Raw genomic sequence first — 22,684 nt, 5'->3', positions numbered from 1 at the left:
CCAAAGCGTTGGAAGGGAAGTGCGATGGCGCGCCTCGCCCAGACCGCGGGTCTCACGGACATCCAGGAAGAAATCCTCGCGACCGTGCGCACGTTCGTGGACAAGGAGATCATCCCGCACGCCCAGACGCTGGAGCACGGCGACACGTACCCCGCCGACATCGTCGACGGCATGAAGGAGATGGGTCTCTTCGGCCTGACGATCCCCGAGGAGTTCGGTGGTCTCGGCGAGTCGTTGCTGACCTACGCGCTGGTGGTCGAGCAGATCGCGCGCGGCTGGATGAGCGTCTCCGGTGTCATCAACACGCACTTCATCGTGGCGCACATGCTCAAGCAGCACGGGACGCCCGAGCAGAAGCAGAAGTACCTGCCGCGCATGGCCGCGGGCGAGGTGCGCGGCTCGTTCTCCATGTCCGAGCCCGAGCTCGGCTCCGACGTCGCCGCGATCCGCACCCGCGCGGTCAAGGGCGCCGACGGTTACACGATCAACGGCCAGAAGATGTGGCTGACGAACGGTGGCACGTCGAACCTCACCGCCGTGCTCGTGAAGACGGACGAGGGCGCCGAGAAGCCGCACCAGAACCTCACGACGTTCCTGGTCGAGAAGCCGGAGGGCTACGGCGAGGTCCTGCCGGGCCTCACGATCCCCGGCAAGATCGACAAGATGGGCTACAAGGGCGTCGACACCACCGAGATGGTGTTCGACGGCTTCGAGATCGCCGCGGACCAGGTGCTGGGCGGCGTCACGGGCCAGGGCTTCCGCCACATGATGGACGGCGTCGAGGTGGGTCGCGTGAACGTGGCCGCCCGCGCGTGCGGCATCGCGATCCGCGCCTTCGAGCTCGCCATCGACTACTCGCAGCAGCGCAGGACGTTCGGCAAGGCCATCGCCGAGCACCAGGCCATCGCGTTCAAGCTCGCCGAGATGGCCACCAAGGTCGAGGCGGCGCACCTGATGATGGTCAACGCGGCGCGGCTCAAGGACTCCGGGCAGCGCAACGACGTCGAGGCCGGCATGGCCAAGCTCATCGCCTCCGAGTACTGCGCCGAGGTGACGCAGGAGTCGTTCCGCATCCACGGCGGCTACGGCTACTCCAAGGAGTACGAGATCGAGCGCCTGATGCGCGAGGCCCCGTTCCTGCTGATCGGCGAGGGCACCTCGGAGATCCAGAAGACGATCATCTCGCGCGGCCTGCTCCGCGACTACCAGTCACGCGGTTAGACGAACCTGGTGGTTCGCCCGTTCGGGGCCAATCTTTCACGGGACTGGCCCCTAACGGATCGCCTCCGCAAGTCATAAGGTTCGCTCACTTTGAGCTCAGACCTGACTCTCCCGAGACCCGTGTCGCCGCCGCACGTCGTCCGCCTGGAGCTGGACACGTTCTCCGGTGTCGACCGTCCGGCGCTGGCCACGTGGTTCGGCGCGCTGTTCACCGACCTGCTCGCACCCCTGTGCCCTGCCTCGGTCGAGGAGCTCGTGTCCGTGGCCCGCGACTACAAGCCCTCCGACATGGCGCCGTGGGGCCCGCCGGGCTACGCGCGCCTGCTGCTCTCTTCGGGTGACTTCACCCTCCCGTCGTGGTCGGCCGCCCTGGAGGACCTGCCGTCGTTCCTGCGCGTGCAGCTCGTCCAGCTCGACTCCCAGGGCCTTCCCCTCGTCGAGGACGGCTGGACCGCCGAGATCCTGCTGAAGGACGACCCGGCGTTCCCGCACCAGATCGTGGTAACGGCCTCGCGTTCGCTGTTCGGCGGCTGGATCTCCCACGTCGTGCAACAGGACTGGATGTCCGCCTTCCGCTCCGGCGCCACCCTGGTGCGGGCCAGCGGCGGCTGGATCACGCTGGACCGCGTGGGCGTGCGCACCGCGCACGAGGTCGCCGCCGGCGTGGGCCTGGACGAGTGCCTCTTCATGGCAGCGGAGCTGTCGCGCGGCCCGCACTGGGCAACGCTGCTGGGACCGCGCCAGGTCGCCGCGCTGGGCGGCGTGCAGGAGGTGACCGCGACGGCGCCGTGCTTCGCCGTCGAGCACCTCGGCGGCGGCCGCATCCTCCTGCAGCTGACGGAGCACCTCGACGAGGTGCCACCGGACGTCGTGCGCAAGCTGGCCGAGTTCCTGACGCCGGTGCTCCACTGACGGGCGGGATGCGCCATCGTTTGGGACCCTGTCGTTCGTGAGGCCTTCACCGAAAACCGACGCGCTCGTAGCCGTGGACACCGCCCTGCGCCCCACAGGCTTCGTCCGCCGAGGCCACGTCTGGCTCCAGGAACGCGGTGACGGCGTCTCCGGCTGGCTCGGCTTCGGCCGCGTGGGCGAGGTCGACCTCACCCCGCTGGTCGGCGTCCGCTTCCAGCGCTACGACGAAGTCTGCCGCGCGCTCGGCTTCGGAATCCCCACCATGCCAATGGTTTCCACGCCACTCGGCGCGCTGATGCCGGAGAAACCCGTCTGGCACTGGAACTTCGCGCCGGGTGGTGACCACGCCTCCGTCGCTTCCGCTTTGGTGGCAACGTTCCTGAAGCACGGCAAGCCGTACATCGACAAGCACGCGAAGTGGGATGCGCTGTCCCGCGAGCTGGTCGCGAAGCCCGAGTCGTTGCTCGACTTCGAACGGGCGCGGAAGCTGGCGATCATCCACGTGCTGAACGGCAACGTCGGCGCGGCGGGTGAGGTGTTGAAGAAGGAACGTGAGCGGGTCGCGGACAGCCGTGACGTGTACGCCCGCTCGTACCGCGCGTTCGCGCACCGGTTCGAGCTGTCCTTCATGCGCTCTCTTGGGTGAAGCCTGCGTGTGGTTCAAACTCCTCCTGACGAAACGGTCGGCGTTCTGCGGGGCGGCGCCGGTCTCACTCTGGGGGGAAGACCGTGTTCACCGGCCGCTCATGAACGAATCAACGATTTCACGGGTTGGTGGGGAGAAGGTCGTGATCATGTCGGTGGACGAGCTTCGTCTGGCTCTGGCCGAGGTGCTGTCCAGGCCGCTCACATCGCTCGTGGTAGCGGCCGACCGCGCCGAGGCGGGTGCGGAAGAGGTTGCTGGGTGGTCACTTCCTGAGGCTGGGCGAGAGGTTCTCCTCCGATGTGGACTGCCTCTGATCGAGGAGAACCGCATGGTTCCGCACATCCAGGAAGAGGGTGTCCCTCAGCTCATCGGGTCGAGAGGCGAGGCTTACGGTCTTGGGCTTTGGGGAAACTACGAGATCGGTGCGTTGGCTGGATCCGGCGAAGTTCGAGGGCTGCCGTTGCCGGAGGATTTTCCCGAGGTCTTCGTCAACTCCTCCGTCGAGAAGTACGTCGAGACGATGTGGCGGTGGTACGCCACCTGGCAGATCATCATCCCGGTCCTGTCGGACGGAAGGGCTCAGCAGTACCTGCTGGAGGATTTCCTCGCGTTCGCCGTCCAACTCGATCCTGCTGTGGAGTCCTCGCTCTGGAGCGGTTTCATCAGAGGTTGGTGATCCCGCCGTGACCTGCGGAGTGGGGGCGGTGAAGGCCGGTCGGGTCAGTGGTCCGATCGGCCTTCGGGCTGATTCCGGCAAAACACCCGTAGGCGTCTCGGCATCCCGGACCGGGCACTGGCAGGATGGAACGATCAGCGCGTCGCGACAGAGGTGGTCCCTGTGACGAGTCCGTTCGCCAACCCGAACCGGCCCGGCGTCCCTCCGCGCCTGCCCACCCCGCCCACGGGGTGGCCGATCGGCTCGTACGCCACGTACGAGGAGGCGCAGCGCGCGGTCGACCATCTCGCCGTCGAGGACTTCACGGTCCAGGACGTGATGATCGTCGGTGTGGACCTGATGCTCGTCGAACGGATCACGGGCAAGCTCACGTGGAGCCGGGTGCTCATGACGGGTGCGGCGAGCGGTGCGTGGTTCGGTCTGTTCGTCGGGCTGCTGCTCACCCTCTTCAGCCCCGAACCGGGCGTGACGATCGGGCCGGTGCTCACCGGTCTGATCACCGGTGTGTTCTTCGGGCTCGTGTTCGCCGCCGTCGGGTACGGGTCGGCGAAGGGCAAGCGCGATTTTCAGTCGGCCAGCCAGTTGGTCGCCAACCGGTATGACGTGCTCTGCCACCCGAAGTCGGCCGAGAAGGGCCGTGACCTGCTCGCGAGGCTCGCGATGCGGCCCGCGAACCCGAGTTCTTAAGGCTCACATAAGGCCATTGGTTCTGAATCGTTGCTTCCCTTGGTTGCGGCTCCTGATCACCGGGCCTAGGTTCGGTTGACCGGTCCGCCCGGTGCGGACGGTGGCACGACGAGGTGCCGGGCGCTGCGGTCTGGCTCCTCCGTGCAGTCGGGAAGGAGGCAGGGCCGATGGGTGCGACAAGGCGCTATCGACTCGCGGCCGGAGTGGGAGCCGCGGTGCTCGCGGCAGGAACTCTGACGGCGTGCGGGTCTGGCGACCAAGGCATCACCGTGAACGTCTACAAGTACCCCCAGGAGAACTTCCAGGCCATCGTCGACAGCTGCAACGCGAAGGCCGGCGGGCGGTACAACATCGTCTACAACAAGCTCCCACGTGAGGCTGACGGTCAGCGCGAACAGATGGTGCGCAGACTCGCGGCAGAGGACGACAGCATGGACGTCCTCGGGCTCGACGTCACGTGGACGGCGGAGCTCGCGAAGGCGGGCTGGATCAAGGAGTTCACCGGCTCGGTGAAGTCCCAGGTGTCCGAGGACACCCTGCCGGCGCCGCTGGCGACGGCGACGTACGAGGGCAAGCTGTACGGGGCTCCGGACAACACGAACGTCCAGTTGCTCTGGTACCGCTCGGACCTCGTGCCCACGCCGCCGAAGACGTGGGACGAGATGATCTCCATGGCCGAGGCGCTGGTGGCGGAGGGGAAGCCCGGTCAGATCGTCGCGCAGGGCAAGCAGTACGAGGGGCTCGTCGTGCTGTACAACACCCTCGTCAACTCGAACGGCGGCACCATCCTCGACGAGAACGGCACCAAGGCCATCGTCGACGAGAAGGCCGTGGAAGCGTTGGCGGCGTTGAAGAAGCTCGCTACGTCCAAGGCGATCGACCCGTCGTTCTCCAACGCGGCCGAGGACAACGCGCGCCTCGCCATGGAGAACGGCAACGCGGCGTTCCAGCTCAACTGGCCGTACGTCTACGCGGCGGCGCAGAAGAAGCCGGACTTCGCGAAGAACTTCAAGTGGGCGCCGTACCCCGCGCTGAGCGGTAGCCAGGCCAAGGTCACCGTCGGCGGGATCAACTACGCCGTCAGCAACTACACCAGGCACACGGCGGAGTCGTTCGACGCCGTGACGTGCCTGCGGAGTGCGGAGAGCCAGAAGCTCGCCGCTCTCAAGGACGGTGTGCCGCCGACCATCAGGGCCGTCTACGACGAACCCGAGATGGCCGAGGCGTACCCGATGCGCGACGACATCAAGAAGACGCTGGAGAACGCGAGCGCGCGACCGAGCACGCCCGCCTACCAGAACGTCTCGACGGTGATCTCCACGATCCTGTCGCCGCCCGCGAGCATCGACCCGCAGGCGACGGCGGACCGGCTGCGCAAGGAGCTGCAGGACGCTCTCGACTCCAAGGGAGTGCTGCCGTGAGCCAGACGACCACAGAGGACACGACGGCGACCGGAGCCTCACCGGCGCCGGCCGCCCCCAAGAAGAAGGCCGTGCTGAGCGAGGGCAAGCGGGCCGAGCGCAGGCTCGGCTGGCTGCTCTGCGCGCCCGCCGCGCTCACCATGGTCGCGGTCACCGGCTGGCCGATCCTCTACTCGCTGCTGCTGTCGATGCAGAGGTTCGACCTGAAGTTCCCGGACCGCACCGAGTGGATCTGGTTCGACAACTACGTCACGGTGCTCAGCAGCCCGTACTGGTGGAACGCGGTGTGGGTGACGGTGTTGCTCACCGTCGTCACCGTCGCGGTCGAACTGGTGCTGGGCATGTCGCTCGCGCTGATCATGCACCGGGCGCTCGTCGGCCGCGGCATCGTCCGCACGACGACGCTGATCCCGTACGGCATCGTCACGGTCGTGGCCGCGTTCTCCTGGCGCTTCGCCTGGACGCCCGGCACCGGCTACCTCGCGGAGGCGCTCGGTGGCGACCCGGTGCTGACGGAGAAGATCCCGGCGCTGATGGTCGTGGGTCTCGCGGAGATCTGGAAGACCACGCCGTTCATGGCCCTGCTGCTGATGGCGGGCCTGGCGCTGGTGCCGGACGACCTCCTCAAGGCCGCGGCGATGGACGGCGCGAGCGGGTGGCAGCGGTTCATCAAGATCACCGTGCCGATCATGAAGCCGGCGATCCTGGTGGCGCTGCTGTTCCGCACGCTCGACGCGTTCCGCATCTTCGACAACCTCTTCGTGCTCACCGCGGGTTCGCAGGGCACGTCGTCGGTGTCGATGCTGACCTACAACAACCTCATCAAGGGCTTGAACCTCGGCATCGGATCCACCATGTCCGTGCTGATCTTCATCATGGTCGCGATCATCGCGTTCGTGTTCATCAAGCTCTTCGGCACCGCTGCCCCCGGCAGTGACGACGGAGGGAAGCGCTGATGGCGGGCATCGGAGGAGCGGAGACCCCGGCCAAGAAGTGGGGCTGGGGCGTGCTCAACACGGTCGTCGTGATCTACGCGCTGATCCCGGTGCTGTGGATCGTGTCGTTGTCGTTCAAGTCCTCGGCGACGCTGTCGGACGGCAACTTCATCCCCCGCGAGTGGAGTCTGGAGAACTACCAGAACATCTTCTCGACGACCGAGTTCACGCGGGCGCTGTTCAACTCCATCGGCATCGCGGTCATCGCGACCGCGATCGCCGTGGTGTTCGGCACGATGGCCGCCTACGCCATCGCGCGGCTCGACTTCCCCGGCAAGAACCTGCTGGTGGGCGTCTCGCTGCTGATCGCGATGTTCCCGCAGGTCTCGCTGGTGTCCCCGCTGTTCGAGATCGAGCGCTCGCTCGGCCTCTTCGACACGTGGCCCGGCCTGATCCTGCCGTACATCACGTTCGCGCTGCCGCTCGCGATCTACACCCTGTCGGCGTTCTTCCGCGAGATCCCCTGGGAGCTCGAGAAGGCGGCCAAGATGGACGGTGCGACGCCGGGGCAGGCGTTCCGTCGCGTCATCGCGCCGCTCGCGGCGCCGGGTGTGTTCACGACGGCGATCCTCGTGTTCATCTTCTGCTGGAACGACTTCCTGTTCGCGATCTCGCTCACCTCGACCGAGCAGTCGCGGACCGTGCCGGTGGCGCTGTCGTTCTTCACCGGCAGCTCGCAGTTCGAGGACCCGGCGGGGTCGATCGCGGCGGCCGCCGTCGTGATCACGATCCCGATCATCCTCTTCGTGTTGTTCTTCCAGCGCCGGATCGTCGCCGGCCTGACCTCCGGCGCCGTCAAGGGGTGAGTTGACCAATGGCAGAGATCGTTCTGGACAAGGTGACCAAGCGGTACCCGGACGGCGCGTTGGCCGTCCAGGAGGTCAACCTCGAGATCGCCGACGGCGAGTTCATCATCCTGGTCGGACCGTCCGGCTGCGGGAAGTCCACCACGCTCAACATGATCGCGGGCCTGGAGGACATCACCGACGGCGAGCTGCGCATCGGCGGGCAGCGCGTCAACGAGAAGGCGCCCAAGGACCGCGACATCGCGATGGTGTTCCAGTCCTACGCCCTCTACCCGCACATGACGGTGAAGGAGAACATGGCCTTCCCGTTGCGGCTGGCCAAGGTCGACAACGCCACGGTGGAGAAGAAGGTCAAGGAAGCCGCGGAGATCCTGGATCTCTCGCAACATCTTGACCGCAAACCGTCCAACCTGTCCGGTGGCCAGCGGCAGCGCGTGGCGATGGGCCGCGCGATCGTGCGCAGCCCCAAGGCGTTCCTCATGGACGAACCGCTGTCCAACCTGGACGCCAAGCTGCGCGTGCAGATGCGCACCTCGGTGTCGCGCCTGCAGAAGCAGCTCGGCACGACCACGGTGTACGTGACGCACGACCAGACCGAGGCGATGACCCTCGGCGACAGGGTCGTCGTCATGCGCGGCGGTGTCGTGCAGCAGATCGGCGCACCGCAGTTCCTCTACGAGCAGCCGGCGAACCTGTTCGTCGCGGGCTTCATCGGCTCCCCGTCGATGAACTTCGTGCCGGCGACGCTGGAGAACGGCGCGCTGCGGTCGGTCATCGGCGACGTCACGCTGACGGACCGGGTGCGGCAGCTGATCGAGGGCGCCGACGCGCCCCGCGAGGTGATCCTCGGCATCCGCCCTGAGCACTTCGAGGACGCGTCACTGGTCGAGCCGGCGAAGCTGTCGGCGGGCGGCAAGTTCACGTCCCAGGTGGACGTGCTGGAGTCGATGGGCTCGGACAAGTACGCCTACTTCAACCTCACGGGAGAGCAGGCGGCCTCGGCCGAGCTCCAGGAGCTCGCGGCGGACGCGGGATCGGACGACGTGCCGGGTGACGGCATCTCGCTCGTGACGCGACTGTCCTCGGCGTCCGGCGCGGTGGAAGGCGCCTCGGCGGACATCTGGTTCGACGCGGACAAGGTGCAGCTCTTCGACCCGTCCAGCGGCAGGAACCTGACCTACACGGAACGGTGAATTCTCGTTTCACGGGCCGTCTTCCCCACGCGGGAAGGCGGCCCGTTCGCGTCACTCGAAAGAGTGAGGCACAAAGGCCTCTGTCCTGTTGGGCCGATCAGTCCGGCGAAACTGCCGGGCCGAACTCACCCCGACCATTGGGCGCTCGGCAGCGACATCTCATCGAAACGTGCAACGCGCCGCTCCGGAACATCCGCACGCTTGTCGAAGGCGGCTACAGGGCCACAGGGGGGTCAGGGGAACCGCCGCCCGAGTGAAAGAGAGCGTGCAATGGGGATCCTGGACGGAAAAGCTGTCGTCATCACCGGGGCGGGCCGAGGACTGGGTGAGGCCTACGCCATGCACGCCGCCCTCGCCGGCGCCTCGGTCGTGGTCAACGACAACGACGGTGACCTGGCGGAACGGGTGGCCGAGCACATCCGCGAGTTCGGCGGCCGCGCCGTCGCGTCGAGCCACACGGTCGCGGACCCGAGCGAGGCGGCCAAGATCGTCGACCTGTGCCTCGACGAGTTCGGCCGCGTCGACGGCCTGGTGAACAACGCGGGCCTGAACTACGAGACCGCGCCGTGGGAGGACGACCCCGAGACCATCAGGCAGGTGGTCGAGGTGAACGTCCTCGGTGTCATCTACACCGGAATCGCGGCCATGCGGGCGATGCGCGCGACCGGCGGCGGTTCCATCATCAACATTTCGTCCGGTGCCTCGTTCGGCCAACGCAAACTCGCGACCTATTCGGCGACCAAGGGCGCGGTGGCCTCGCTGAGCTACTCGTGGGCCCTCGACCTCGAATCGGAAGGCATCCGCGTCAACGCCGTGTGCCCCGTCGCGCACACGCGGATGGTGTGGAAGTCCGAACGCTCCCTGCGCGCCATCCCCGCCGACCGCACGCCCGGCAAGGTGGCGCCGCTCGTGCTGTTCCTGCTCTCGGACCGCGCCGAGGGCATCACCGGGCAGGTCATCCGGTGCAACGGCAGGCAGCTGCACATCGTCGGCCAGCCGTACTTCAAGCAGCCCATCCTGGAGAGCGACAACTGGGACACCGCTTCCGTGGAGCGGGCGTTCACGGGCGTCCTGCAGGCGCACCTCGAACCGTACGGGTTGGAGAAGAGGATGCCTCCCCGGCTCCGTGCGCTGGTGGAGCCTTCGCAGACCGCCTGAGCAGGTGGGGGAGGCGTCGTTCGGTGCCCTGTCGGCGCCTCCCCTGCTGTTCGGCCGCGGTACCTCAGCGCCAGGACGGGTAGTTCGGCGCGACCTCGGCGTAGCGCTCGCTCCAGGCCGGCGGGGTCTCGTCGCGCAGGAAGGCGTCCGCGCGGTCGAAGAACGCGTGCGTGCCCGGCGCGAAGCCCTTGGCGTTGCGCTCGGACAGTCCCGTGTGGGTGAACACGAGCAGGGTCTCGTCGCCGTCGGCCGTGAGCTCGTAGCGCACGACGCCGTCCTCGACGATCCGCTGGTGCCACTCGTGTTCGAAGACGGCGTGGCCGTTCTCCGGCGGCTGCCACGTCAGGATGCGGCCGGTGACTCGCTTGGCGTCCATCGGCGCGGGCGGGTCCTCCGGCTCGATGACGACCGTTTCGCCTTGCGGGTCAACGGTTCCCTCGCCGAACCACGCCTTGCGCTCGGCGTCGTCGGTGAGGGCCGCCCAGACGCGGTCGATCGGGAACGGGAACCTGCGGTGGAACGTGAGGGTGGCGTGCGCGCCTTCGACGGTGATGGTGCCGAGGTTCATCGGTTCTCCAGGTGCTGTTGCAGTGCGTCGAGGTGGGAGCGCCAGAAGCGGCGGTACGGCGTGATCCAGTCGTCGATGCGCCGCAGGCCGTCCGGCTTGAGCGCGTAGACGCGGCGCTGGCCGTCCGGCCTCACCTCGACCAGTCCCGTCTCCCGCAGGACGCGGAGGTGACGGGACACGGCGGGCTGCGTGAGCGACGGCAGGCTGTCCACGAGCTCGCCCGCGGTGCGCTCGCGTTCGGCCAGCAGCGTGATCAGGTGCCGGCGGTTCGGTTCGGCCACGGCCTCGAAGACATCCACGGGTAGTTGTATAACTCAATGCGTATATAAGCGCAAGCATATATGGCGTTCTGGTGACGTTTCCGCACGTCACACGGATGGCCGCCGAAATTGTCAGGGGTGCCTGTCACCATCGGGACATGGCCGAGCGCAAACCCAGAGTCACCGACTGGAGACTCGTCGTGCAGTCCCGGTTGGACCGGGTCCGCGCGGATCTGGCTGCCCTCGGCCCGTCCGATCCGGTCGATCCGGAGGGCGACGTGTGGCGTCGCACGGCCGAATCGCAGGCCGCCGTGGTCGAGGAGATGCTGGCCAGTCGCGAGCCGTGGTGGCGCATGCTGCCGTCGTGGTGGTCGGGCTGGTACATCGAACGGGCCTGGCGCGCCCTGCACGAGGCCGAGGTGGCGACGATCTCGGCGGAGCGCGGGTTCCTGGGCAGGCTGCCGGGCCTGCGAGCACGGGTCGCGCAGTACCTCGACGACGACGATCCGCGCCGCCGCGCGCTGGAATCGTTGCGGCCGGGGGAGTTCACGCCCGCGGTGGAGCGCGCGATCGTCGTGGACGCGTTGCGCGCGGCCTACGACAACTCGGACTTCGCACACGCGGGCTCCCGCGCGCTGCGCAACAAGCTCATCGCCGCGTCCCTGGTGCTGTTCGTCATCAACACGGTCCTCGGCGTCGTCGGCATCGTGAAGCCGGGCATCATCCCGCTCTGCGTCGACCCGAAGGAGAACCCGCTGCCGACGGTGTGCCCTGGCGGCACGTCGAAGGCGTCCGGTGTGGACGTCTGGCTGGTGCAGGTGCTCGGCGCGTTCGGCGCGGTGCTGGCCGCCGTGGTGCTGCTCTTACGCCGCCGGCCATCGCTCTCGCCGTACGTGATGATCGGGTACCAGGCCCTCATCAAGATCATGCTCGGCGCGGCACTGGCGGTGGTCGGGATCCTGGCGCTGGGCGCCGGCGTCACCAGCGGCCTGATCGGCATCCCGTCGGCGGCGGCCCTGCTGCTGTGGGCGGTCATCTTCGGCTACGCGCAGCAGATCGGCACCCGGCTGCTCGACAAGTACACCGACGAGGTGCTGGACCAGGCGCGCCCGCTGCCGGACGCGGACGCGCCGCGGGTGGCGCCCCGGTGACGGGTCAGCTCGTGCGCTGGTAGCTGATCAGCTCGTCGGTGCTCGCGTACCGGCTGAACCCCGCCTTCTCCAGCACGCGGGCGGAGGCCGGGTTGGACGGTTCGACGTTGGCGTGGACGGCGCGCACGTCGTCCCACTGCAGCGCGAACGCGGTCAGGGCGGCGGTCGCCTCCGAGGCGTAGCCGCGTCCCTGGCGTGAGGGCACCACGCCGTACCCGATCTCGACACGACCGTCGGAAGGAGGCCAGAACAGGCCCAGCGATCCCACGACTTCATCCGTCGACCGCTCGATGATCAGGCGGTGGCCGAACGGCGAGAGCCACGACGGGTTCTCCACGAGCACGCCGGCGATCACGGTGTCGCCCTCGGACGGGAAGTCGGCGGCCCACGACGGTTGGCGTGCGTCCTCCACGACGGCCTTCACGTCGGGGTCGGTCCACGGGCGGAGGATCAGGCGTGCGGTCACGAGATCAGTCACCCCGGCACGCTAGCCACGTGCTGGGTGGCGTCGCGACCGAGTTTCCGGCGGACCGCGCTGGCCGTGTGGATCGCGTTAGCCACCGGAAACCTCGCTGGCCGCGCGCACGTGCCAGCCGTGCGAACCCCGTTAGCTCCGCGGACCGTGCCAGCCGTGTGGACCGTCCTGGCCGTGCGGACTGCACGAGCCGTGCGGATCGCGCTGGCCCCGCGAACCCCGCCAGCCCGCGAACCCCGCCAGCCCGCGAACCCCGCCAGCCCCGCGAACCCGCCAGCCCCGCGAACCTCGCCGGCCTTGCCCAACTCGCCTCAGCCTCAGCCGCGGCCGCCCTTCCCCTGCCCCAACGTCTCCTCGCGCACGGCGTTGATGACCTCGGCGTCCCACCGGTGCGTGCGGATCAGCCGGTACCGCTCCGCCGCCACCCACATGTAGGCCTCGGTCTCGGTCCTGTCGCTGACCATGTCGGCCTGCCGCAGCATCGCCACGACCGGTTTGTACTCGTCGGCGTACCAGCGGCGCGCGACGTCGGCGCGGTCGAGGAACTGGCCCGTGTCCTGCATGAGCCGGAACCCCCACGCCTCGACGTGCTCGCCCAGCTGCGCGTAGTGCCACGGGTCGGACAGGACCACGGCGGCACGGGCCTCGCCCGAGAGCGGCACGCGTTCCAGGAAGAGGCGGCGGTAGTCCTTCACGATCAGGTCGCCGCGGTAGCGGATGCCGGACGAGTTGAGCCGGGTGATCACCTGCGTCACGTACGCGTCGATCACCTCCAGCCCGAGGGCGTGCGCCACGGACACGCGGTGGTGGCCGTCGATGATGAAGTGCAGCTCGCCGACCCGGTACACCTCGATCGGCGGCACGCTCTCGCCCCTGCGCGCGGCCAGGGCGAGGCGTTGCCAGCGTTCGCGGACGCGGCTTGAGGTCGGGCGGAAGCGGCGGTCGAAGTCGCGGGTGCGGTCGACGCTGCCCACGATCGAGTCGAGCCGGATCGACTGCAGGCCCAGGCGCTTCTCCGACGCCATGCCGAGCGCCTCCACGACCTCGTGGAACGGCAGCATGATGTTGACGTCGTCGGGCTCGCGGCGCAGCCAGGTCGCGAGGCGCGACATCACCTGGCTGCGGCGGGCGCGCTGGAAGTCGTTCTCGGCGTCGGCCGCGGGGAAACCCGTGTCACGTCTCATCGCGGCCTCCCGGGATGTCGAGCACCTTCAACGGAACGACGTTGACCACGCGCGTGGCCCCCAGCGAACGGTCGGGCCGCACGTGGCCGTGCGGATGAATGTGGCCGTGCAGCATGAACGACGGCTGCAACCGCGTGACAAGTCCGCGTAAACAGTCGAAACCGCGGTGCGGCGCGTCGGGTTCGTCGCCGCAGTCGCGCGGCGGTGAGTGGGTCAGCAGCACGTCCACGCCACGTCCGTCCCGCAGCCTGCGCCACCCCGCCAGCCGGGACGTCCGGCGGGCGCGGCGGGCCTGCTGCCGTTCCGTCCACTGGTTCGGGCCCTTGTTGTAGCGGATCGAACCACCGAGACCGGCGATCCGCAGCCCGGCGACGTCGACCACGCGTTCGTCCGCGTTCACCGCACCGGTTGGACCTGGCCAGCGCACCGGCACGCCCGCCTTGGTCCACAGGCCGCGCACGTTCGAGTAGCCCGACAGGTCGGCGTCGTGGTTGCCGGGGACGAACACGACGGGTTTCTCCAGCGCGTTGGCCAGGTGTTCCAGGTAGTCGAACGGCAGGTCGCCCGCCGCGAGGACCAGGTCCACGTTCGCGTACTGGTGCACCTGGTCGGTCCACAGCTGTTCGACCACCTCGTCCGCGACAGCCAGAATCCGTGCCATTCCCGCAGCCTAATGAGGTCTTTCACCACATGACGGGCGGCAGCGCGGCCGTTAGCGTGAACACCGTGCTTGCCGAGCTGTTCGCCGCGGCCGCTCACGGATGCCGTGACCGCAGTCCGCTGACCCAGCGACTCCTCGACGACGCCGCCGCCGACCTCGGGCGTGGCGGCGTCACGACCACGATCATGGCGGGCTCCGAACGCGACCGGGGCGGCGCCGTGCCCGGTCTGCGGTTCGCGGGCGCCGTCCACCGGCTCGTGCTCGAAGGGCGCGCGCCGGGCCTCGCGAAGCACTACCCGTCCGTCGGCGGTCAGCCGAACCTGCCGACGCTGTGGGACGACGCGCTGCCCGCCCTCACCGAGCACGCCGACCTGCTCCGGCACCGCGTCCAGGCGACGGTCGTGCAGACCAACGAACCCGGCCGCAGCGCGCCCCTCTACGGCGGCCTGGTGGTCGCCGCTCAGGAGGCCGCGAAGGCCGCGGGCAGGCAGGTGCCGTTCTGCGTGCGGCTGCTGGAGATCGGCGCCAGCGGCGGGCTCAACCTGCGCCCGCACCACGTCGGCTACCAGCTCGACGACAGGGTTCTCGGCGACCCCGACAGCCTCCTGGTGCTCGACCCTGGGTGGACCGGCAGGCCGCCGGCGGACCTCGGGCACCGGCTGCGCGTCGTCGGGAGGGCCGGCTGCGACCTGAACCCGGTCGACGTGTCCACAGAGGACGGACGGCTGCACCTGAGCTCGTTCGTCTGGGCGGACCAGCTCGACCGGTGGAACCGCCTGCGCGACGCCCTCGACCTCGCCGCGACCGACCCGGTCCGCGTCGAGCGGTCACCGGGACCGGAGTGGCTCGCGAAACAGCTCGGCCGCGCCGAACGCGACGTGCTGACCGTCGTGTGGCATTCCGTGGTGTGGCAGTACGTCTCGCCCGCGGACCGGGCGATGGGCAGGGCGGTGCTGGCCGACGCGGCCGCGAAGGCGACACCCACGACACCGTTGGCACTGCTGGTCTTCGAACCCCGCAGGACCGACGGCGACTACCGGTTCGAGCTGCTGCTCAAGCTCTGGCCGGCAGGGCTCTCGCTGAACCTCGGCCACGGCGCCGGTCACGGCACGCCGTTCACCTGGAACGTCACCCCCTGGGAGTGACCACCGGGTTCACGACGTACCGGCCGTCCTGCGACTCCACGGGCAGCCGGAACTCCGCGCGAGTACCGGCGTGCGTGTACTCGACGACGATCGCGCCGTCGCGGTAGGCGCCGCGTTCCACCTGTGCGGTGCGGAAGTACTCGACCGTCGACTTGGCGACGTCCTCACCGCCGACCGCGAGCAACGGCTCCAGCCGGTGGAAGTCGTGTGCCCGCAACGCGTTCGTCACTTCTACGGCCAGCTCGTCCGGCGACTCCTCGCCGGGCTCCGGCCAGAAGGCGATGGACACGAACACCATCAGCAACCAGCCCACGGCGAAGACCATGATCCAGAACCGCAGGTTGGTCAGCTGCCGGTGCACGTCAGGGCGTCCCGCTGATCAGCACGAAGACGGTGGTGATCCAGCAGAGCAGGAACGCGAGGATCCAGAAGCGGATGTTGGTCAGGATTCTGGTCATGACAAACCTCTTCTACAACGAGCAAAGCGAGCGAAAACGGGCTACAGCCAGCGATTTCGGCGCAGTATTCGGTAGAGCGTGAGGCAGGCGATGAGGACCAGGCTCATCACCAGGGGATAGCCGAACTTCCACTTCAGCTCGGGCATGTAGTCGAAGTTCATGCCGTACACGCCGACGACCATGGTGGGCACGGAGATGATCGCGACCCACGAGGTGATCTTGCGCATGTCGGTGTTCTGCTGCAGCGTGATCTTCGCGAGCGTCGCGTCGACCAGCGTCGTCAGCAGTTCGTCGAACGCGGTGACGCGCTCGGAGACCTCGGTGAGGTGGTCGTCGACGTCGCGGAAGAACGCCCGCACCTGCTCGGGGATGAGCGGCGTGTAGCCCTCGGCCAAGCGGCGCAACGGGTTCGCGAGCGGCATGACCGCGCGGCGCAGCTCCACGACCTCGCGCTTGAACATGTAGATCTGCTCCGCGCTCACCTCGGTGCGCGGCGCGAAGACCCGTTCCTCCATGCGGTCGATGTCGTCCTCGATGTGGTCGGTGACCTCGAGGTAGTTGTCGACCACCTGGTCGGCGATCGCGTGCATCACCGCGGACGGGCCGATCTCCAGCCGCTCCGGGTCGGCCTCCAGCACGTGCCGCAGCTTGGACAGGCCGGAGTGGTTGCCGTGCCGCACGGTGATGACGAAGTCCTTGCCCAGGAACACCATGATCTCGCCGGACTCGACGATCTCGTTGGCGGCGTCCGGGTGCTCGTTCGTCACGTAGCGGACGGTCTTGAAGACCATGAAGAGCGTGTTGTCGTAGCGCTCCAGCTTCGGGCGCTGGTGCGCGTGCACCGCGTCCTCGACCGCGAGCTCGTGCAGCCCGAACGTCTCGGCGATGCCCTCGATCTGCTCGGCGTCCGGCTCGTGCAGGCCGATCCAGACGAACCCGTCCTTGCGCTTGCGCACCTCTTTGACGGCGTCGGTGTGCGTCCAGCGGCCGGGCAAGCGCTTGCCGTCCACGTACACCGCGCAGTCGACCACGTAGTGCGACAACGGCACGGCGATGTGCGGCGCTGGGCGCTGCTGGGCGCCGCGTCCGCGGATCGAGGGCAGGCTGGGCATGGTGGGTTCCTCCAGGTACACACGCCGGCGTGAACGTGCTGATGCACGACGGGCGTCCTGACCGGTGGAACGGAACTTCTAGATGGATCTAGAAAGCCACCTCGGTGAGGACGCGCTTGGTACTGGCAGGGTGGGGGTCCTTGCTCATTTCGGGGTCCTCACCTCCTAAGGGCGAAAGGCACGGGTGGTGGAAATCCTCACACACCGGTTGCCGAGGGTACTCCCTCCGCGTAAAGACTGTCTCCCCACCTGAGTCAGATCTCGATCACACGTAGTTGGAGGCGCGGTGCAGTTCGGTCGGTACTACGAGGAGTTCGAGGTCGGAGCGGTCTACAAGCACTGGCCTGGCAAGACGGTGACGGAGTACGACGACCACCTGTTCTGCCTGCTCACGATGAATCACCACCCGCTCCACATGGACGTGAACTACGCGGAGAACACGACGGACTTCGGCAAGAACGTCGTCGTCGGCAACTACATCTACTCGTTGCTGCTGGGCATGTCCGTGCCCGACGTCTCCGGCAAGGCCATCGCCAACCTGGAGATCGAGTCGCTGCGGCACGTGAAGCCGACGTTCCACGGTGACACGATCTACGGTGAGACCGAGGTGCTCGACAAGACGCCGTCCAAGTCGAAGGACGACAGGGGCGTGGTCTACGTGGAGACTCGCGGTTACAAGCAGGACGGCACGGTCGTGTGCATCTTCAGGCGCAAGGTCATGGTGCCGAAGCAGTCCTACGGCGAGGCCCGTGGCGGCGAGCAGCCTGGGCGCCCTGAACCCAAGGAGTGATGTGACTTCTCTGGACCTGGCACAGCAGCGTCTCAGGGCGTTCGCGGAGGAGGCCTCGGCCATCTCCCCGCTCTACGAGCACCTCGCGTCGCGTGCCGCCGGGGATCCGGAGGTCGCCGGCCTGCTGACCGCCGCCGGTGAGGACGACGCCACGGGCGAACTCCTGCTGGCGGCGGCGCACCGGCTCGTGCAGGCGGAGCCGTTCCACCAGCTCTCGAACTACTACCCGTCGCTCGGCGGGACGAACGGCGCGGACGAGAGCACCTGGCCGCTGTTCCGGGACTTCCTGCTGCAGCGCGCCGACCGCGTGCGGGCACTGGTCGGCACGCACGTCGTCCAGAGCAACGAGGTGCGGCGCGCGGCCCTGCTCTACCCGGCCGTCGCGGCGGCGGCGAAGCAGGCGGGCGCTCCGATCGGTCTCGTGGAGGTCGCGACGACGGCCGGCCTGCTGCTCGGGCTCGACCAGTACTCGTACCGCTACCAGACCGCGGAGGCCGGGCAGATCGCCGCCGGGCCCACCAAGGCCGCCCTCGGGCTGCACTGCGCGCTGGAGCTCGCTCCGGGCGCCGTGCTGCCGAAGCTGCCCAAGACGGTCAAGGTCGCCGCGAAGGCCGGCATCGGGGTCGCGCCCGCCGACCTGGCCGACGAGGACGCCTACGCGTGGCTGGAGGCCTGCGTGTGGGCCGACCAACCGGAACGGCTGCGCCTGTTCGGGGTGGCGTCCGGGGTCCTGCGCAAGAACCCGCCGCGCCTGGTGACCGGTGACCCGGTCGCGGACCTCGCCAAGGCCGTCGAGTCGATCGAGGCGCCGCTCGTCGTCATCACGAGCGGGTCCGGCCTCGACCTCGTGCCTGCTTTGTCGGCTTTGGGCCGACCTGTCTGGTGGGCCGCGCACGAGGCCGGTGAGCTGCGGTTGGTCCACATCGGTGATTCAGGCGTGGAGACGTCCGTCCTGGCGACCACCGAGGCCCACGGAGCCCGTCTCGTTTGGCACTGAACGCTCGCCTCGATCGCGTGAACCCTGATCAGGCCGTGGGCAGGCAGTTCCAGTCGGAGAGCGCTTCCACGAGCCCGTCGGTGGTCGGAAGTGTGTCCAAGGTCGCACCGTCGACCCAAGCGACATCCGATGCGTCGTCGCCCGCTCGGAGCACACCCGACGTGACCTGGCATTCGTAGTCGAAGATCAGGAAAACCCCGTTCGGGGCCGGTCGCTCCACGTGGCCGACTAGGCGCCCGACGGTGACGGAGAGTCCCGTCTCCTCGATCAGTTCCCTGGTCACTGCAGCCTCATCGGCCTCACCCGGCTCCACGCGACCGCCCGGTATCGACCACATGCCCTCACCAGGCGGATTGGCGCGTCGCACGAGCAGTATTCGCCCGAACGAGTCATGAACGATGGCTCCGACGCAACGGATCGTGCGCTTGCTGCTGGCCGTCACGATCACGAAGCGTAGTCACACCGGAACGGCGGTGCAGTTCGCTACCCCGGCTGCGGTACAAATCTCCCAAGGTGCTGAATCGTGCTGTACAACGGTCACGAACGGCGCCAAACGGGTGCGACGCGGACGGGGTGGACACCGTGAACTTGAAGAAGATTCTCACTTTCGCTGGAATCGCCTTGCTGCTCTTCTTCCTCATCGCGGAGCCCCAGCAGGCGGCCCAACTCGTGCAGAACATCCTCAACTCGCTGCGAACTGCCGCTGAGGCCCTGATCACCTTCGTGCGACAATTGTTCTAGGCCCCACGGGTTCGCCCGGGGCAGGACTGAGCACTGGCTGGCATCGGGAAAGGGCTGGTAGCGCATGTTCGCACCACGTGATCCGGACGACTACCTCCTGCCGAGCGAGCGTCGGGTCATCCGTGTGCGCAGGCACTGGTCCTACCTGATCTGGGACGTCCTGGAGGCGGCGGCGCTGCTCGCCGGCTTCATGATGATCTCCTACCTGCTCCCGGCGAACGCGGGCGTGATCCAGAACGTGCTCTGGTACGGGGCGCTCCTCGTGCTGCTGCGCGTCGCGTACTTCATCATCGAGTGGTGGGTGGAGCGCATCGTCGTCACCGACAAGCGCTTCATGCTGACCTCGGGCGTCTTCGAGACCAAGGTCGCGATGATGCCCATCACCAAGGTCACCGACCTCACCTACGAGCGCACCGTGTCCGGCCGCATGTTCGGCTACGGCACGCTCATCGTGGAGTCGGCGGGTCAGATCCAGGCGCTCAACCGCCTGGAGTTCCTGCCGAACCCCGAAGAGGTCTACGACGCCATCTCGGAGCTGACCTTCGGCGACAAGAAGGCCCAGGCCGAGCGGTTCTCGATGATCAAGGCCCAGCGCGCCGCGCGCGGCAAGAAGATGGTCCCGTAACACCGGTCGTTCACCACGTCGTCCACACTGGACGACGTGGTCATCGATCTGCACACCCATTCGTCCGAGTCCGACGGCACCGACAGCCCCGCGGATCTCGTGAGGGCAGCCGCCCTCGCGGGACTCGACGCGGTGGCCATCACGGACCACGACACGGCGGCCGGGTGGGCGGAGGCCGAGGCCGCGCTGCCGTCGGGCCTGCGCCTCGTGCGCGGCGCGGAGCTCTCGTGCTCCTCCGCCGACGGCTACGGCCGCACCATCACCGTTCATCTGCTGGCGTACCTGTACGACCCGACGCACGCCATGTTGATGAAGGAGCAGTCACGCCTGCGTGAAGAGCGGCGTTCGCGACTGCAGAAGATGGCCGAGATGATGCAGGCCGACGGCTTCCCGATCGACCCTGTCGACCTGATGTCCCGCCTGCCGTTCGACGCGCCGGCCGGACGCCCGCACCTCGCCCAGGCACTGATCCGCGCCGGCGTGGTGACGTCGGTCGACGAGGCGTTCGCGACGTTCCTGACCGGCGGCCAGTACTACGTGGGCCGCACCGACACCCCCGTCGAGCGCGCCATCGAGATGATCACCGAGGCCGGCGGCGTGACCGTGCTCGCCCACCCGTTCGCCCGCTCCCGCGGCCCCGTCGTGGCGCCGTCGGTCGTGCAGTCGCTGGCCTCGATCGGCCTGGCCGGTGTCGAGGTCGACCACCCCGACCACGACGAGGAGACGCGCAGGTCGCTGCGCTCGCTCGCCGACTCGCTGGGCCTGGTCGTCACCGGGTCGAGTGACTACCACGGCACGAACAAGACGGTGCGGCTCGGCGCGGAGACGACGGCACCGGAGATGCTGGATGCTCTGGCCGAGAGGGCGACAGGCTGCAAGATCCTCGTCGGATAGGGCGGAGCTCGGCGTGTTCAACCTGCGGCTGTTCATCGAGGCGTCGATCACCCTGCTGGTGATCATGGACCCGCCGGGCACCGTGCCCGTCTTCCTGGGCCTGGTGGGTCGCAAGTCGCGCGAGGCCCGCAAGAGGGCGGCGCGGCAGGGCGTGCTGGTGTCGTTCCTGGTGATCACGCTGTTCGCCGTCGCCGGCAACTCGATCCTGGCGTACATGCACATCGGCATCCCCGCGCTGCAGGGCGCGGGCGGGCTGCTGCTGTTGCTGATCGCCCTGGACCTGCTGACCGGCAAGGGCGCCACCCAGCATCCCGAGGTCGAGGACGTGAACATCGCCCTCGTGCCGCTGGGAACGCCGCTGCTGGCCGGGCCCGGTGCGATCGCGGCGACGATCGTGTTCGTGCGCCAGGCCGACGGCTGGGGCTCCTACTTCGCCCTGGCCGCCGCGATCGTGGCCGTGCACCTCGTGCTGCTGGGGACGCTGCGGTCCGCCGGCCTGCTGATCAAGGTGTTCAAGGAGAGCGGGATCCTGCTGATGGCCAAGATCGCCGGTCTGCTGCTGGCCGCGATCGCCGTGCAGCTCGTCGCGTCGTCCGTGCAGGGGTTCATCACCTCGGGCGTCTAACGCTCGATGCGCGCCTGGTCGCCGTCGATGATGATCGGGCGCTCGATGAGGCTCGGGTTGGCGACCATGTGCGCGATCCACTTCGCGCGGTCGTGTTCGAGGCCCTTCGGGTACGCGGCTTCCTTGGTGCGCGCGATCTCCCAGGGCTGTTTGTCCAGCAGGGTGAGGACGTGGTCGAGCTCGTCGGCGGTGGGCGCGTCGTCGAGGTAGCGCCGTTCGGTGTACTCGACGCCGCTGTCGTCCAGGCGCTGCTTGGCCGCGCGGCTCTTGGAACAGCGCGGGTTGTGCCAGATCTCCATGCGGTGCATTTTCTGTCAGGGTGCCTGAGTAACTTGGCCGGGGTGGAACAACTCGGCTTCGACTTCGGCACCGCCGCTCCACGCCGGCTCGTGCGCGTCACGCCCGCGAAGCTCGCGACGTGGACGGACTGCCCGCGCCGCTTCCGGATGACGTACCTCGACCGCCCCTCACCACCACGAGGCGGCGCCTGGGCGCACAACACGCTGGGCGCCGTGGTGCACAACGCCCTGAAGGCCCTGTTCGACCTGCCACCTGACCGCCGCACCCCGGACCAGGCCGTGGCACTGGTGACGCGCCAGTGGAAGTCCGAGGGCTTCCGCGACGTCGACCAGGCCGCCGAATACCGCACCCGAGCCCAGGGCTGGGTCCACGAGTACGTCTCGTCGCTGGACGTCGACTTCGAACCGCTGGGCGTGGAACGCTGGGTGTCCTCACCCACCGAGCGCATCGTCGCAGAGGGCCGCGTCGACCGCATCGACCACCGCGACGGCGAACTGGTCATCGTCGACTACAAGACCGGCCGCCACGTCCTCACCTCCGACGACGCCCGAGGCTCCCAGGCCCTCGCCCTCTACGCGCTCGCAGCCCGCCGAACCCTGCGCAAGCCGTGCCGCCGCGTCGAACTGCACCACCTGCCGTCCGGCTCGATCGCCGTGTGGGAGCACACGGAGGAGTCGCTGGCGCGGCACGTGCGGCGGGCGGAGGAGGCCGCGGACGAGATCGACCTCGCCACCGAGACGTTGAAGGCCGGTGGGGACCGGGAGGTACTTTTTCCGCCGGTCACGGGGCGGCAGTGTCAGTGGTGCGATTTTCGGCGGAGCTGTGCGGAGGGGCAGGCGGCTGCGCCTTCGTTGGACCCGTGGGCGTTGCTGGCTCCGTAGGGGCCTGGTCGCTGGTGTTGGCTCGGTTCGAGGGCGCCGGGGGATCTGGGACGGCGGGCTCGTCGTCATGATCGCGAGTTGTCCACAGGCTGCGGCTTTCTG

The 22,684-nt window shown here is 68.3% G+C and carries 28 protein-coding genes; 19 read left to right on the top strand and 9 right to left on the bottom strand.

The window, feature by feature from the left end; all coding sequences use genetic code 11:
* Positions 1-24 precede the first annotated feature (24 nt).
* The 10 genes from ACFWN2_RS14455 (at position 25) to ACFWN2_RS14410 (ending at position 9,715) form a co-directional block, all read left to right on the top strand.
* Positions 25-1,221 (top strand): acyl-CoA dehydrogenase family protein, encoded by a 1,197-nt coding sequence (locus ACFWN2_RS14455; RefSeq protein ID WP_382427677.1) that lies wholly within the window; start codon positions 25-27, stop codon positions 1,219-1,221.
* Between the two features lie 90 nt (positions 1,222-1,311).
* A complete protein-coding gene (locus ACFWN2_RS14450) occupies positions 1,312-2,133 on the top strand; it encodes a hypothetical protein (protein WP_382427676.1) in 822 nt (273 codons plus the stop codon).
* A gap of 37 nt (positions 2,134-2,170) precedes the next feature.
* The gene (locus tag ACFWN2_RS14445; RefSeq protein ID WP_382427674.1) at positions 2,171-2,779 is read left to right on the top strand and encodes a hypothetical protein; all 609 of its coding nucleotides are present in this window, start codon (positions 2,171-2,173) and stop codon (positions 2,777-2,779) included.
* Positions 2,780-2,786: 7 nt separating this feature from the next.
* Positions 2,787-3,455, top strand: coding sequence for an SUKH-4 family immunity protein (locus ACFWN2_RS14440; protein WP_382427673.1), 669 nt, complete (start codon positions 2,787-2,789; stop codon positions 3,453-3,455).
* 162 nt (positions 3,456-3,617) lie between these two features.
* On the top strand, positions 3,618-4,142 hold the full coding sequence (locus tag ACFWN2_RS14435) for a general stress protein (protein ID WP_382427671.1): 525 nt from the start codon (positions 3,618-3,620) through the stop codon (positions 4,140-4,142).
* A gap of 167 nt (positions 4,143-4,309) precedes the next feature.
* Complete coding sequence (locus tag ACFWN2_RS14430) at positions 4,310-5,563, top strand: ABC transporter substrate-binding protein (RefSeq protein ID WP_382427670.1); 1,254 nt, start codon at positions 4,310-4,312, stop codon at positions 5,561-5,563.
* Complete coding sequence (locus ACFWN2_RS14425) at positions 5,560-6,519, top strand: carbohydrate ABC transporter permease (protein WP_382427669.1); 960 nt, start codon at positions 5,560-5,562, stop codon at positions 6,517-6,519. Before ACFWN2_RS14430 ends, ACFWN2_RS14425 begins: the two co-directional genes overlap by 4 nt.
* The gene (locus ACFWN2_RS14420; RefSeq protein ID WP_382427668.1) at positions 6,519-7,364 is read left to right on the top strand and encodes a carbohydrate ABC transporter permease; all 846 of its coding nucleotides are present in this window, start codon (positions 6,519-6,521) and stop codon (positions 7,362-7,364) included. Before ACFWN2_RS14425 ends, ACFWN2_RS14420 begins: the two co-directional genes overlap by 1 nt.
* A gap of 8 nt (positions 7,365-7,372) precedes the next feature.
* Complete coding sequence (locus tag ACFWN2_RS14415) at positions 7,373-8,557, top strand: ABC transporter ATP-binding protein (protein WP_382427667.1); 1,185 nt, start codon at positions 7,373-7,375, stop codon at positions 8,555-8,557.
* Positions 8,558-8,827: 270 nt separating this feature from the next.
* Positions 8,828-9,715 (top strand): SDR family NAD(P)-dependent oxidoreductase, encoded by an 888-nt coding sequence (locus ACFWN2_RS14410; protein WP_382427665.1) that lies wholly within the window; start codon positions 8,828-8,830, stop codon positions 9,713-9,715.
* 64 nt (positions 9,716-9,779) lie between these two features.
* Here the strand turns inward: ACFWN2_RS14410 and ACFWN2_RS14405 are convergent, their stop codons facing one another.
* Positions 9,780-10,283: an SRPBCC domain-containing protein gene (locus ACFWN2_RS14405; protein WP_382427663.1), complete on the bottom strand. Its 504-nt coding sequence runs from the start codon at positions 10,281-10,283 to the stop codon at positions 9,780-9,782.
* Positions 10,280-10,582: an ArsR/SmtB family transcription factor gene (locus ACFWN2_RS14400; RefSeq protein WP_382427662.1), complete on the bottom strand. Its 303-nt coding sequence runs from the start codon at positions 10,580-10,582 to the stop codon at positions 10,280-10,282. Before ACFWN2_RS14400 ends, ACFWN2_RS14405 begins: the two co-directional genes overlap by 4 nt.
* 119 nt (positions 10,583-10,701) lie before the next feature.
* Here ACFWN2_RS14400 and ACFWN2_RS14395 point away from each other — a divergent pair, with 119 nt between their 5' ends.
* Positions 10,702-11,694, top strand: coding sequence for a hypothetical protein (locus ACFWN2_RS14395; RefSeq protein ID WP_382427661.1), 993 nt, complete (start codon positions 10,702-10,704; stop codon positions 11,692-11,694).
* Between the two features lie 4 nt (positions 11,695-11,698).
* Here ACFWN2_RS14395 and ACFWN2_RS14390 read toward each other — a convergent pair whose 3' ends face one another.
* The 3 genes from ACFWN2_RS14390 to ACFWN2_RS14380 all read right to left on the bottom strand — a co-directional run bounded on the left by ACFWN2_RS14390 (position 11,699) and on the right by ACFWN2_RS14380 (position 14,014).
* On the bottom strand, positions 11,699-12,172 hold the full coding sequence (locus ACFWN2_RS14390; RefSeq protein ID WP_382427659.1) for a GNAT family N-acetyltransferase: 474 nt from the start codon (positions 12,170-12,172) through the stop codon (positions 11,699-11,701).
* Between the two features lie 314 nt (positions 12,173-12,486).
* Positions 12,487-13,353: a chromosome partitioning protein ParB gene (locus tag ACFWN2_RS14385; protein ID WP_382427658.1), complete on the bottom strand. Its 867-nt coding sequence runs from the start codon at positions 13,351-13,353 to the stop codon at positions 12,487-12,489.
* Positions 13,343-14,014: a metallophosphoesterase gene (locus ACFWN2_RS14380; RefSeq protein WP_382427657.1), complete on the bottom strand. Its 672-nt coding sequence runs from the start codon at positions 14,012-14,014 to the stop codon at positions 13,343-13,345. Before ACFWN2_RS14380 ends, ACFWN2_RS14385 begins: the two co-directional genes overlap by 11 nt.
* A 65-nt stretch (positions 14,015-14,079) precedes the next feature.
* Here ACFWN2_RS14380 and ACFWN2_RS14375 point away from each other — a divergent pair, with 65 nt between their 5' ends.
* Positions 14,080-15,159: a DUF2332 domain-containing protein gene (locus tag ACFWN2_RS14375; protein WP_382427656.1), complete on the top strand. Its 1,080-nt coding sequence runs from the start codon at positions 14,080-14,082 to the stop codon at positions 15,157-15,159.
* Here ACFWN2_RS14375 and ACFWN2_RS14370 read toward each other — a convergent pair.
* Together ACFWN2_RS14370 and corA are read right to left on the bottom strand one after the other, a co-directional pair.
* Positions 15,143-15,520 (bottom strand): hypothetical protein, encoded by a 378-nt coding sequence (locus tag ACFWN2_RS14370; protein ID WP_382427655.1) that lies wholly within the window; start codon positions 15,518-15,520, stop codon positions 15,143-15,145. The two genes, ACFWN2_RS14375 and ACFWN2_RS14370, sit on opposite strands and share 17 nt — an antisense overlap.
* A gap of 138 nt (positions 15,521-15,658) precedes the next feature.
* Positions 15,659-16,729, bottom strand: coding sequence for a magnesium/cobalt transporter CorA (gene corA, locus ACFWN2_RS14365; RefSeq protein WP_382427654.1), 1,071 nt, complete (start codon positions 16,727-16,729; stop codon positions 15,659-15,661).
* A 286-nt stretch (positions 16,730-17,015) separates the two neighbouring features.
* Here corA and ACFWN2_RS14360 point away from each other — a divergent pair, with 286 nt between their 5' ends.
* Together ACFWN2_RS14360 and ACFWN2_RS14355 are read left to right on the top strand one after the other, a co-directional pair.
* On the top strand, positions 17,016-17,519 hold the full coding sequence (locus ACFWN2_RS14360) for a MaoC family dehydratase (protein ID WP_090099673.1): 504 nt from the start codon (positions 17,016-17,018) through the stop codon (positions 17,517-17,519).
* 1 nt (position 17,520) lies between these two features.
* The gene (locus ACFWN2_RS14355) at positions 17,521-18,516 is read left to right on the top strand and encodes a DUF2332 domain-containing protein (protein ID WP_382427652.1); all 996 of its coding nucleotides are present in this window, start codon (positions 17,521-17,523) and stop codon (positions 18,514-18,516) included.
* A 28-nt stretch (positions 18,517-18,544) separates the two neighbouring features.
* Here ACFWN2_RS14355 and ACFWN2_RS14350 read toward each other — a convergent pair whose 3' ends face one another.
* Positions 18,545-18,958, bottom strand: coding sequence for an NUDIX hydrolase (locus ACFWN2_RS14350; protein WP_382427651.1), 414 nt, complete (start codon positions 18,956-18,958; stop codon positions 18,545-18,547).
* A gap of 140 nt (positions 18,959-19,098) precedes the next feature.
* Between ACFWN2_RS14350 and ACFWN2_RS14345 the strand changes: the two genes are divergently transcribed.
* From ACFWN2_RS14345 to ACFWN2_RS14330, 4 genes are all read left to right on the top strand, one after another.
* The gene (locus ACFWN2_RS14345; protein WP_170067890.1) at positions 19,099-19,257 is read left to right on the top strand and encodes a hypothetical protein; all 159 of its coding nucleotides are present in this window, start codon (positions 19,099-19,101) and stop codon (positions 19,255-19,257) included.
* Positions 19,258-19,321: 64 nt separating this feature from the next.
* The gene (locus ACFWN2_RS14340) at positions 19,322-19,882 is read left to right on the top strand and encodes a PH domain-containing protein (RefSeq protein WP_382427648.1); all 561 of its coding nucleotides are present in this window, start codon (positions 19,322-19,324) and stop codon (positions 19,880-19,882) included.
* Between the two features lie 36 nt (positions 19,883-19,918).
* Positions 19,919-20,776 carry a PHP domain-containing protein gene (locus tag ACFWN2_RS14335; protein ID WP_382427647.1) on the top strand — a complete coding sequence of 286 codons (858 nt, stop codon included), beginning with the start codon at positions 19,919-19,921 and terminating at the stop codon, positions 20,774-20,776.
* On the top strand, positions 20,730-21,401 hold the full coding sequence (locus ACFWN2_RS14330; protein ID WP_382427645.1) for a MarC family protein: 672 nt from the start codon (positions 20,730-20,732) through the stop codon (positions 21,399-21,401). The genes ACFWN2_RS14335 and ACFWN2_RS14330 overlap by 47 nt, the downstream gene beginning before the upstream one ends.
* On the opposite strand, the gene ACFWN2_RS14325 is transcribed toward ACFWN2_RS14330, so the two are convergent.
* Positions 21,398-21,700 (bottom strand): ArsC/Spx/MgsR family protein, encoded by a 303-nt coding sequence (locus ACFWN2_RS14325; RefSeq protein WP_382427643.1) that lies wholly within the window; start codon positions 21,698-21,700, stop codon positions 21,398-21,400. The genes ACFWN2_RS14330 and ACFWN2_RS14325 overlap by 4 nt on opposite strands.
* A gap of 42 nt (positions 21,701-21,742) precedes the next feature.
* Here ACFWN2_RS14325 and ACFWN2_RS14320 point away from each other — a divergent pair, with 42 nt between their 5' ends.
* Positions 21,743-22,582: a RecB family exonuclease gene (locus ACFWN2_RS14320; protein WP_382427642.1), complete on the top strand. Its 840-nt coding sequence runs from the start codon at positions 21,743-21,745 to the stop codon at positions 22,580-22,582.
* Positions 22,583-22,684: the final 102 nt, after the last annotated feature.

This window comes from Lentzea sp. NPDC058436, from assembly GCF_042721515.1.
Taxonomy (GTDB): Bacteria; Actinomycetota; Actinomycetes; order Mycobacteriales; family Pseudonocardiaceae; genus Lentzea.
Note: the sequence above shows the minus strand (reverse complement) of the source record. Positions and strands in the feature narration are given on the sequence as shown.

Bases quoted from the DNA above. Each gene is read 5' to 3' on its own strand.
- ACFWN2_RS14415 (WP_382427667.1), top strand. From the start codon at position 7,373: ATGGCAGAGATCGTTCTGGACAAGGTGACCAAGCGGTACCCGGACGGC.
- ACFWN2_RS14330 (WP_382427645.1), top strand. From the start codon at position 20,730: ATGCTCTGGCCGAGAGGGCGACAGGCTGCAAGATCCTCGTCGGATAGG.
- ACFWN2_RS14380 (WP_382427657.1), bottom strand. From the start codon at position 14,014: ATGGCACGGATTCTGGCTGTCGCGGACGAGGTGGTCGAACAGCTGTGG.
- ACFWN2_RS14405 (WP_382427663.1), bottom strand. From the start codon at position 10,283: ATGAACCTCGGCACCATCACCGTCGAAGGCGCGCACGCCACCCTCACG.
- ACFWN2_RS14325 (WP_382427643.1), bottom strand. From the start codon at position 21,700: ATGGAGATCTGGCACAACCCGCGCTGTTCCAAGAGCCGCGCGGCCAAG.
- ACFWN2_RS14420 (WP_382427668.1), top strand. From the start codon at position 6,519: ATGGCGGGCATCGGAGGAGCGGAGACCCCGGCCAAGAAGTGGGGCTGG.
- ACFWN2_RS14410 (WP_382427665.1), top strand. From the start codon at position 8,828: ATGGGGATCCTGGACGGAAAAGCTGTCGTCATCACCGGGGCGGGCCGA.
- corA (WP_382427654.1), bottom strand. From the start codon at position 16,729: ATGCCCAGCCTGCCCTCGATCCGCGGACGCGGCGCCCAGCAGCGCCCA.
- ACFWN2_RS14455 (WP_382427677.1), top strand. From the start codon at position 25: ATGGCGCGCCTCGCCCAGACCGCGGGTCTCACGGACATCCAGGAAGAA.
- ACFWN2_RS14430 (WP_382427670.1), top strand. From the start codon at position 4,310: ATGGGTGCGACAAGGCGCTATCGACTCGCGGCCGGAGTGGGAGCCGCG.
- ACFWN2_RS14340 (WP_382427648.1), top strand. From the start codon at position 19,322: ATGTTCGCACCACGTGATCCGGACGACTACCTCCTGCCGAGCGAGCGT.
- ACFWN2_RS14395 (WP_382427661.1), top strand. From the start codon at position 10,702: ATGGCCGAGCGCAAACCCAGAGTCACCGACTGGAGACTCGTCGTGCAG.
- ACFWN2_RS14385 (WP_382427658.1), bottom strand. From the start codon at position 13,353: ATGAGACGTGACACGGGTTTCCCCGCGGCCGACGCCGAGAACGACTTC.